The sequence below is a fragment of the Streptomyces boncukensis genome, from assembly GCF_011045075.1.
Taxonomy (GTDB): domain Bacteria; phylum Actinomycetota; class Actinomycetes; order Streptomycetales; family Streptomycetaceae; genus Streptomyces; species Streptomyces boncukensis.
Window position 1 is genome coordinate 1 of sequence record NZ_JAAKZZ010000359.1, and the last position, 7,872, is coordinate 7,872.

15 protein-coding genes and 1 tRNA gene are annotated in these 7,872 nt (G+C 72.3%); 14 read left to right on the forward strand and 2 right to left on the reverse strand.

Features of this window, described 5'->3' with window-relative positions; translation table 11 throughout:
* Positions 1-256 precede the first annotated feature (256 nt).
* From G5C65_RS26440 to G5C65_RS26470, 7 genes are all read left to right on the forward strand, one after another.
* Complete coding sequence (locus tag G5C65_RS26440) at positions 257-451, forward strand: hypothetical protein (protein ID WP_165301450.1); 195 nt, start codon at positions 257-259, stop codon at positions 449-451.
* A complete protein-coding gene (locus tag G5C65_RS26445; RefSeq protein ID WP_165301451.1) occupies positions 451-888 on the forward strand; it encodes a hypothetical protein in 438 nt (145 codons plus the stop codon). The genes G5C65_RS26440 and G5C65_RS26445 overlap by 1 nt, the downstream gene beginning before the upstream one ends.
* A 258-nt stretch (positions 889-1,146) precedes the next feature.
* A complete protein-coding gene (locus G5C65_RS26450) occupies positions 1,147-1,530 on the forward strand; it encodes a hypothetical protein (RefSeq protein ID WP_165301452.1) in 384 nt (127 codons plus the stop codon).
* A 52-nt stretch (positions 1,531-1,582) separates the two neighbouring features.
* The gene (locus G5C65_RS26455; protein ID WP_165301453.1) at positions 1,583-2,278 is read left to right on the forward strand and encodes a hypothetical protein; all 696 of its coding nucleotides are present in this window, start codon (positions 1,583-1,585) and stop codon (positions 2,276-2,278) included.
* A 10-nt stretch (positions 2,279-2,288) separates the two neighbouring features.
* A tRNA-Leu gene (locus G5C65_RS26460) sits at positions 2,289-2,371 on the forward strand.
* A 150-nt stretch (positions 2,372-2,521) separates the two neighbouring features.
* Positions 2,522-2,740: a hypothetical protein gene (locus tag G5C65_RS26465; RefSeq protein ID WP_165301454.1), complete on the forward strand. Its 219-nt coding sequence runs from the start codon at positions 2,522-2,524 to the stop codon at positions 2,738-2,740.
* A 109-nt stretch (positions 2,741-2,849) separates the two neighbouring features.
* Positions 2,850-3,359 carry a WhiB family transcriptional regulator gene (locus G5C65_RS26470; RefSeq protein WP_165301455.1) on the forward strand — a complete coding sequence of 170 codons (510 nt, stop codon included), beginning with the start codon at positions 2,850-2,852 and terminating at the stop codon, positions 3,357-3,359.
* A 53-nt stretch (positions 3,360-3,412) separates the two neighbouring features.
* Here G5C65_RS26470 and G5C65_RS26475 read toward each other — a convergent pair whose 3' ends face one another.
* Together G5C65_RS26475 and G5C65_RS26480 are read right to left on the reverse strand one after the other, a co-directional pair.
* Complete coding sequence (locus tag G5C65_RS26475; RefSeq protein WP_338146671.1) at positions 3,413-3,928, reverse strand: hypothetical protein; 516 nt, start codon at positions 3,926-3,928, stop codon at positions 3,413-3,415.
* Positions 3,929-4,134: 206 nt separating this feature from the next.
* The gene (locus tag G5C65_RS26480; protein ID WP_338146672.1) at positions 4,135-4,452 is read right to left on the reverse strand and encodes a hypothetical protein; all 318 of its coding nucleotides are present in this window, start codon (positions 4,450-4,452) and stop codon (positions 4,135-4,137) included.
* 196 nt (positions 4,453-4,648) lie between these two features.
* Here G5C65_RS26480 and G5C65_RS26485 point away from each other — a divergent pair, with 196 nt between their 5' ends.
* From G5C65_RS26485 to G5C65_RS26515, 7 genes are all read left to right on the forward strand, one after another.
* Complete coding sequence (locus G5C65_RS26485) at positions 4,649-5,002, forward strand: hypothetical protein (RefSeq protein WP_165301456.1); 354 nt, start codon at positions 4,649-4,651, stop codon at positions 5,000-5,002.
* Between the two features lie 100 nt (positions 5,003-5,102).
* Entirely contained in the window at positions 5,103-5,261 is a 159-nt protein-coding gene (locus tag G5C65_RS26490) for a hypothetical protein (protein WP_165301457.1), read from the forward strand.
* A complete protein-coding gene (locus G5C65_RS26495; protein WP_165301458.1) occupies positions 5,261-5,440 on the forward strand; it encodes a hypothetical protein in 180 nt (59 codons plus the stop codon). The genes G5C65_RS26490 and G5C65_RS26495 overlap by 1 nt, the downstream gene beginning before the upstream one ends.
* A 70-nt stretch (positions 5,441-5,510) precedes the next feature.
* Entirely contained in the window at positions 5,511-5,846 is a 336-nt protein-coding gene (locus G5C65_RS26500; RefSeq protein WP_165301459.1) for a hypothetical protein, read from the forward strand.
* A 24-nt stretch (positions 5,847-5,870) separates the two neighbouring features.
* Positions 5,871-6,029: a hypothetical protein gene (locus G5C65_RS26505; RefSeq protein WP_165301460.1), complete on the forward strand. Its 159-nt coding sequence runs from the start codon at positions 5,871-5,873 to the stop codon at positions 6,027-6,029.
* On the forward strand, positions 6,026-6,166 hold the full coding sequence (locus tag G5C65_RS26510; protein ID WP_165301461.1) for a hypothetical protein: 141 nt from the start codon (positions 6,026-6,028) through the stop codon (positions 6,164-6,166). Before G5C65_RS26505 ends, G5C65_RS26510 begins: the two co-directional genes overlap by 4 nt.
* Before the next feature lie 187 nt (positions 6,167-6,353).
* Positions 6,354-7,871: a hypothetical protein gene (locus tag G5C65_RS26515; RefSeq protein WP_165301462.1), complete on the forward strand. Its 1,518-nt coding sequence runs from the start codon at positions 6,354-6,356 to the stop codon at positions 7,869-7,871.
* Position 7,872: the final 1 nt, after the last annotated feature.

The window sequence follows — 7,872 nt, forward strand, 5'->3', positions numbered from 1 at the left end:
CCCCGAAACCGCCGCCCAACACGCCGCCGACCTCGCCGAAGCCGACGCCGCATTCGAACGCAACCACCACCGCCACCTCACCCCCGTACCCAACGACACCAAGACCGCCGCCTAAATCACCTCGCCACACACGCCACACAGCCGCCACACAGCCCCGCAGCACCCCACCGACCCCCGGACCGCATCACACCGTGAACGGCCCGCAGAACGGCACACAGCGACGCGAACACCACACCCCCGCGAACCGGGAGGACCCGTGATCCGCATCGACCACACCGACATCCGCACCACCGACCGCCTGATCGAGGCGCTGTACGTCGCCGCCGGACAGCACCCCCGCAGCACCCAGGCCGCCGAGTGGCACCGCATAGCCGCCGCTCTGGAGGCCGCGCTCGATGCGCTGCCCCCGCAGCCACTCCACCCCGTCACCACCGATCTGGAGGTCGCCTGATGAGCACCCCACCCCGTCCCCGCCGCCTGTCCGTGGCCGAACGCCTGGCCGCGGCCGGCCGGGACGCCACCCTCGCCGACCTGATCAGCCGCACCTCGGAGTGGGACCGGCTCTTGGTGGAGCAGGCCGTGTACGCCGTCGGCCGGGCACACGCAGAGCTCTCCGCGAACTCGTTGCGCGAGCTGCTGCCCGAGCTGGCGCACGGCCACCTCGGCGTCGCCATCAAGGCCCTGGAGCGGGGCGGGATCATCGAGCCGACCGGCCAGTGGGTGCCCAGCACGTCCGCGGCGACGAAGGGGCACCGCATCGCGGTATGGCGACTCACGCCGCGGGGCCGACGGCTGGCCTCGGCGCAGCAGCTTCCGCCCCAGCGCACTCCCAGGTCCCGAGAGCAGGCCCGGCGTCCGGCGCAGCTCGACCTCTTCGGGGCCGCATAATGACTGCCGCCCCTCCGCGCACCCCACACCCGGTGCCCGACCACATCCCCGCCCAGGACTGGGGCCGGTGTGCCGCCGGGCCCTGTACGGGCCCCTGCTCCGGACGCACTCCGTCCCGGCATCGGACGGCGCGGTGCCCGCCGTCGAGGGCGGGCAGCTTCCGCTGCCGCTCGGGGGCGAACTCCCGTCCCCCACCCCGCCCGGACATCAGGGCCCGACGACCGACCTACCCGACATCTCGACCTACTAGGAGGCCCAATGAGCCCCGCCAACCAGCTCTTGCTCGACTCGCTGTCACTCGCCGTGGCACTGCGCATCGAGGAACTCCGCGATAGGCCCGCGGATCAGCTCTCCGCACTGGCCACCACGACAGGACAGCAGGTTGCGCAGCACGGCGACGACCTCCAGTTCGGCGGGGAGCACTGCGCCACGACGTTCAACGCGCTGGCGACCGGTCTCGCCGCGGCAGCTCTCGTCGCGTGGGGCGGCATCACCTTCTGCGGCCTGCACTGGTGCGCCACCCGCTACTGCTCCGACCCGGACGCAGACCATCCCGGACCGACCTCTGCCACCGACCCGGGCGGTCGGCCCAGGCCCGTGCGTCAGATCGAGGACGTGCCCGCGAGCGGAGCCCTGCTATGACCACGATCTCCAGCCAGGCGCCGACGATCCAGCCGCGCGTAGGAGCGTCCCGATGAACAGTCTTCACGGCTACACCGTCCACGATATCGACCGCCTCGCTCGCATCGCAGCCGCCTCCGCCCACAGCGGCGGACTCGACGCACCCACACGCCACGACCTGGCCTGGTCGGGCATCGCCGAAGCCCTCGTCGCAGCGGAAGACACCCCCACACGGCAGGGCCTCATCCACGTCGGCCGAAACGCCGTACACGCGGAACTCGCCGCGTGCATGCACGCCCGCGGCTACCAGTCCGGCAACACCACCGCAGGCTCCGACGCCTCACCAAGGTGGGCCACGTACTGGCGAACCCCGCCGGAACCGAACGCGATGGACCGACTCGTCGAGCACTTGGCAGCCGTACAGATCGGCGACATGTTCACCATGTCCGAAGGGCGGGCCGTCGAAGCCCTCGCGGTACACGAGGAGTACGCGCAAGCCGCGGAGGCGCTGGGGCTCTCGTACAAGACGTTCGCCGCGCACATTGCCGCGGCACGGCGACGGTTCCGGTCCCACTGGTTCGCACCCGACACGGCTCCACCGGTCCGCGGCCACGACAAGCGCCGCGGCAGCCAGGAGCCGCAGACCCACTGCGGGCGGGGACACCTGCTGGACGGCGACAACCTCCGCATCCAGATCCGCCGCCGAGGCCGCCGGGAACGCGTCTGCCGCGCCTGCGTCCGAGACCGGTCCATTGCCGCCGCAGCGTGACCGGCGATTGGCCCGGGTGGCGAAACGGCAGACGCGGCGATCTTAAAAATCGCTGCCCACCAGGGCACACGGGTTCGACTCCCGTCCCGGGCACCCCGCACCACCAACCACTGATCACAGGAGACCGCACCAGCAGAGGAGCACGTCCTTGTCCGCCACCAGCCTCGCGGCCGTCATCGCCCTATGCGCCACCGCCATCCTCATCACCCTCATCTGGGCCACGACCAAGACCGGAGACCGCCGATGACCACGCTTCCGCCCTACTCCGGCGACATCCCGCAGTGCCCCAAGTGCTCCCACTGCGGTGCCCGGACGGAATGGCAGCCCGCCGAACACCGCCTCTGCGGAGCACCGGCAGTGTTCATCGGCATCGCCTGGGCCGACGCCTGGGCCGACCGCGTCAAGTACCGGCAGGACAACCACTACGGGGAGAAGCGGACCAGTGACCGGCCCGACGAGTGATGCCGTAGCTCGATGACGAAGGGGCGCGCTCCGTGTCCTGCCAGACCAGCGCGCCCCGATTCCCACCCGGCGACGATCACCGTACCCGCGCGTACAGGGAGCCCCAACCATGATCGACGCCGCCGTCCCGCCGTTCCTCGCCCAGCTCCCCCACGGCACCCGCACCCCCTGCCATCGTCGGCCCGAGCTGTTCGTGTCCGACGCCCCCAGCGCCGCCGTCACCGAGGCGGCCCGGCACATGTGCGCCGCATGCCCCCTGCAGCAGCCCTGCGCCGACTACGCGATCCGCATGCGCGAGCCCGACGGCATCTGGGGCGGCCTCACCCCCCAGGAGCGCGACGCCGCCCGCCGGCCACCGTGCGGCACCGAGCTGGGGTGGCGTTCCCACCGCTCCCGCGGGGAGTCCTGCATCACCTGCCGCGAGGCACACCGTGAGCGGCTCCGCGCCGACCGGGAGCAGCGCCTGGCCCGCGAGCACCGGGTCCACGGCGGGTCTCTGGCGGGGTACCGGCTGGAGCTGCTGCTGGGGCTGCCGACGTGCGCGCGGTGCCGGGCAGTACGGCAGCAGTACTACGCCGGGCGTCCGCGCCCGCAGAAGTGGTACCGGCGCGCCGCCTGATGAGGTGCCCGGACACGCCGATGCCTACACGGCCACTGTCCGGGCACCGACGCTCAGAACTTGCCGTTGGACAAGATCTCGCCGGAGCTGTCGTAGACGGTCACCAGCCCGTTCTTGCTGTCCCGCCAGTCCGCGAACGCGCTGGCCAGCAGCTTCCCGTCACCGGAATGGGGTCCGGTCATGCCTCCGGTGTAGTCCGTGTGGATCTCCGCGCTGTCAAGGACGTCGTTCTGGTCGTCGGCGCCCTGAACCCGCGTGATGTGCTGGGCGGCCTCCTGCTGCTGCGGGGTGCCGTTCTCCTTGATGAACGCCTTGAACTCGTCGGCCGGGGCCTTCTTCTCCGCCGCAGCACTCGTAGCGGACGCGTCAGATGGCTTCTCGTCTGCCGGCTTTTCGCTCTTCGCTGCGGGCTCCTTGGGCTGCTCGCTGGCGGTCGGCTTCGATTCGGTGCTGTCGTCGCCTTCGCCTGCGCCTTCGCCTGCGATCGCGCCGATGACGCCGAGCGCGACGAGCACCCCGACGCCGATGCCGATCTTGGCGCCCAGGCTCATGCGCTTCTGCTCGCTCACACGTACTCCCCTGGCTGTCTGGTGGTCGAAACGGGCCGACACTACGACCAGGCCCGTGATCAGCACGGCTGAATCGGGCGGCATACGCCGAACGGCTGACGCATCCGCCTGGGTCACGATGACGAGAGTCGAACAGCACAAGACCCCCGCCACTTGACGGGGGGTCTCGCTATGCAACAGCGGCCGGGGACGCGCAGGAAGTGGGCCTACTCGGCAGACCCAGCTTCTTCTGCCGCCTTCTTGTCCCTCGCCCGTCTCGCACCACTCAGCCCCTTGCTGATCTGCTGCGCGCGCTCAGGCGTGACTCCGCCGATGATCTCCGCGATCTCCGGCCAGGTCTTCCGCTCTTCCTCGCGGAGTGCTCGGACGCCGTCCTCGCGAATCTGGCGCAGGCGGGCCAGGTGCACTTTCCAGTCGCCTAGCACCTCCGAGACGGCCCTGGTCCGCTCGGCCGGGTCCTCGATCGCCTCGAACGCCTCGATGGCCTCCAGCAGCCTCTTCACCTCCTCGCGCGCTTCCGTCACGCCCGCTCTCCCTTCTGCGGAAAGCGACCCAAGCAACACGCCAAACCCTAGGGCTTGCATGTAGAGCAACACAAGCCCTAGGGTTTGTGTTGCGAGGCCGTTCCCGCGGTCCCGTCCCTACAGAACGGCCCCGGCCGGTGTGTGAGAGCCCGGCCGGGGCCAGCCAGACCACCTGCTAGCTCCAGGAGTCCTGACCATGCACAAGGCTATCCGCCGCCCTCTCGCCCGTCGCCACCTCCGCGCCGCGGAACACCTCGACATCGGCGTCCTGTACGCCACTCTCTCCGCCGGCATGCTGCTGGCCCGCCGCCACCTCACCACCCGCGGCTGCACGCAGGAGTTCGCGGACCGGTACGGCTCCGCCTACGGCCGCGTCGCCGCGAAGACCTACCGCGCCACCTACGGCGCCGAGCCCCGCCGCGCCTGGTCCAACATCAGCGGCACCTGGCGCCGCGTCATCGGCTACCTCCCTTCGGAGCGCCACATCCTCGACACCGCCATGCGCACCTACCCCCGCACCGCCGCCCACGGCCTGGCGGTCGCCGCCTGATGGCCCCGCACGAGTGGACCGACGACGACTGGACCCCCGGCCCCGTCGTCCCCCGTATCCCGAACCCCCGTCCGGCCCCGCGGCCCAAGGGCGGCGCCCGATGAGCGACCCGAAGCCGCCCGCTCCCCCGCGTGAGGACCGCACCGCCACCGAGCCCGCGACCATCGAGCGGTGCGCTGAGGACTACGCCTCCGGGGACGCGCTCCGCCACGCCCACCGGCAGCAGGACGCCCGCGCCCGCGCGAAGGAGCGCGGCTGATGGGCCTCTTCCGCCGCCAGCCGGACACCGCCGGCCGCGCCTGGGACCAGCTCCCCACCGACCGCGCCGCCGCCAAGCGCCGCAAGAGCCACCGCAACGGCGGCGCCCGCAAGGCGGCCCGCAAGGGCCAGGAATGGGAGGACGCCGACCGCCGCCGCGAGCGCTACGGGCGCCGCTGACCCACCCGACCCGCCGGGCCCGCGACACGGGGCGCGGGCCCGGCACCAACCCCCTCGAAGGACCAGCACCGTGATCGCCTACGCCCCGCAGATCTGCACCTTCTTCGGCCTCGCCGCCGACACCGCCCCGCGGCCCGAGCTCGGCGAAACCCGCACCCGCCTCGTCCTGCGGGACCTGGCCACCCTCCGCGCCGCCCACGAACGCGCAGGCGGTGACGGCGCCCTGACCGACCGCCCCGCCCTGCGCACCACCACCGCGGGCGCGCCCTACCTGACCCGCGAGGCCACCCTCCACCTCGACCTCGACGGCGTCGGCCCCATCGAGGCCGTGACCGACTGGGCCCCCGACACCGCCACCGACGCCGAGCACGCCGCCGCCATCGCGCTCCTCCCGCCCACCAGCTGAACGCCGGAGGCAAAGGACCCTCAGATGAGCACCTGGCCCCACAAGACCATCCCGGAACTCACGGACACGGAGCTCGCCGCCGCCATCGAGGAACACGAGGGCGACCCCGACCCGGTCACCCGACAGATAGTCGACGGCTGCATCCGCGAGTGGGAACGCCGCCACGATCTGCCCGCGACATGAGCCCGCTCCCAGTAGCGAGCGCCGTCCCGGCCCTGCTCCTCCACCTGCTCCTGTGGCAGCTCCACGGGCCGCTGATCTCCGTGATCGACACGCTCACCCTCGCGCACATGTGCGTCCGCCTCGGAGAACCCACGTGACCCGCCGACCACCCCGCACACCTACCGGGCTCGCTTCCCCGCTGGCCCGGTGGGTGCTCACCACGCTCACCGTCATCGCCCTCGCCGGCGGCTACACCACAGGCGCGCTCCTCGTCGGCGCGACTGCCGGCCTGTGCTGGCACACCCACACCCGACCACCCCGACGCCGCAGGGGGGCACGACACCGATGACCGGACCCGCCGCCCACTGGGCGCAGGCCAACCCATGGCCCGCCGCCGGGCTCACGGCCGCCCTGTGCGGGCTACTCGTGCTCACCGGATGGCTGACCGTGCGCGGACTGCGAGCAGCGGCTCGGCCCACCGCGTCCGTCGTCGTTGCGTCGATCGGCGCCGCCGCCTGCACCGGCTACACCGCCGACACCTCGTGGCGGTTCGCGGCTCACTACCTCGGTATGCACAGCCAGACCGAGCGACTGCTCTTCTTCGCCGCAGGAGAGATCGCACTCCTGTCCTGCGCGCTCCTCGCCCGCGCCCATAAACGCGCCACCACCACCGACGACCACGCAGGCACCGCCGGGGTGCCCGGCGTGCTCGTGTGGGTCATCACCGGCGTCCAGGTCATCCCCGCCCTCGCCGAGTCCGGCCTCGTCGGCGGCACCGTCCGCGCCATCATCGGCCCCGTCATGGCCGGCATCCTGTGGCACCTCGCCATGGGCCTGGAGATCCGCCTCGCCCGCCCGCAGGCCCTCGCCTCCGGACTCCTCGCCATCATCGGCCGGGAACTACGCGAACGCCTCCTGTCCTACGCCGGGTTGGCGGTCCGGGACCGGGACGCCGAACAGATCACCCGCGACCGGGCCACCGCCCGCGCCGTGCGCCTCGCCTCCCGCCGATGGCTCGGCCCGTGGGGGCGCGCCCGGCTCGCCGCCGCCGTCGCCCGCTCCCGGGCCGCAGTCGACGGGACCCAGCAGCACGCGCTGATGCGGCAGCTCGCCGGGCGCCGCACCTCCCAGGCGCTGCGGACCGTACCTGTGTCGTCTCCGTGGGACCAGGAGCCCATACCCGAGGCGTACCCGCGTACCCCGCTCGGTGTGACCGGGCAGGAGCTGCGCCGCCTCGATCCGATCGAGGCGATCCATCAGGTACAGGCCGCACACCCGGGACGTACACCCGCCGTACTCGCTGCCCTGTGCACGGAGTACGGCGTACCCGTCACCGAAACCCAGGTACGCGTGGCCACCCGCGCGGGCAACCCCGCGCCCGTACCCGCTGTACCTGAACCGCCCGCGCAGCAGCAGACGGAGCCCGTACCCGCCCGCGGGGTACAGCCCGTACCCGAACCTGTACCCGCCGCCCCACCAGCCGAGAAGCCCGTACCCGACAACGAACCAACCGCCGAGGTACGCCCCGAAGTACAGGACCCGGAGCCCGTACTCGCCGCAGACCGTACCCGTACCCAGGTACACGCCAGGCTGCCCGGCCCCGGCGCCCACGACGTACCCCAGGAGCACCCCGCCGACGCCCCGTCACCGGCCCCCGAGTACGCGCCCGTACCCGGCCCGAGTACGCCGAGTACATCCCCAGGTACGGACGACCTCCTGGAGCGGGCGCGCGTACTCGACACCGAGCACCGCCGTACCCGCGGACGCCCCGCCGGCATCCGCGCGCTCAAGACCGGACTCGGCGTCGGCCAAACCCGCGCGTGCACCATCCGCCGCCAGCTCGACGCCCAGGAGACCCAGTGAC

Excerpts from the sequence above, each read along its gene's own strand:
- G5C65_RS26515 (WP_165301462.1), top strand. The coding sequence starts at position 6,354 with ATGACCGGACCCGCCGCCCACTGGGCGCAGGCCAACCCATGGCCCGCC.
- G5C65_RS26505 (WP_165301460.1), top strand. The coding sequence starts at position 5,871 with ATGAGCACCTGGCCCCACAAGACCATCCCGGAACTCACGGACACGGAG.
- G5C65_RS26445 (WP_165301451.1), top strand. The coding sequence starts at position 451 with ATGAGCACCCCACCCCGTCCCCGCCGCCTGTCCGTGGCCGAACGCCTG.
- G5C65_RS26510 (WP_165301461.1), top strand. The coding sequence starts at position 6,026 with ATGAGCCCGCTCCCAGTAGCGAGCGCCGTCCCGGCCCTGCTCCTCCAC.
- G5C65_RS26485 (WP_165301456.1), top strand. The coding sequence starts at position 4,649 with ATGCACAAGGCTATCCGCCGCCCTCTCGCCCGTCGCCACCTCCGCGCC.
- G5C65_RS26470 (WP_165301455.1), top strand. The coding sequence starts at position 2,850 with ATGATCGACGCCGCCGTCCCGCCGTTCCTCGCCCAGCTCCCCCACGGC.
- G5C65_RS26495 (WP_165301458.1), top strand. The coding sequence starts at position 5,261 with ATGGGCCTCTTCCGCCGCCAGCCGGACACCGCCGGCCGCGCCTGGGAC.
- G5C65_RS26490 (WP_165301457.1), top strand. The coding sequence starts at position 5,103 with ATGAGCGACCCGAAGCCGCCCGCTCCCCCGCGTGAGGACCGCACCGCC.
- G5C65_RS26465 (WP_165301454.1), top strand. The coding sequence starts at position 2,522 with ATGACCACGCTTCCGCCCTACTCCGGCGACATCCCGCAGTGCCCCAAG.
- G5C65_RS26450 (WP_165301452.1), top strand. The coding sequence starts at position 1,147 with ATGAGCCCCGCCAACCAGCTCTTGCTCGACTCGCTGTCACTCGCCGTG.
- G5C65_RS26455 (WP_165301453.1), top strand. The coding sequence starts at position 1,583 with ATGAACAGTCTTCACGGCTACACCGTCCACGATATCGACCGCCTCGCT.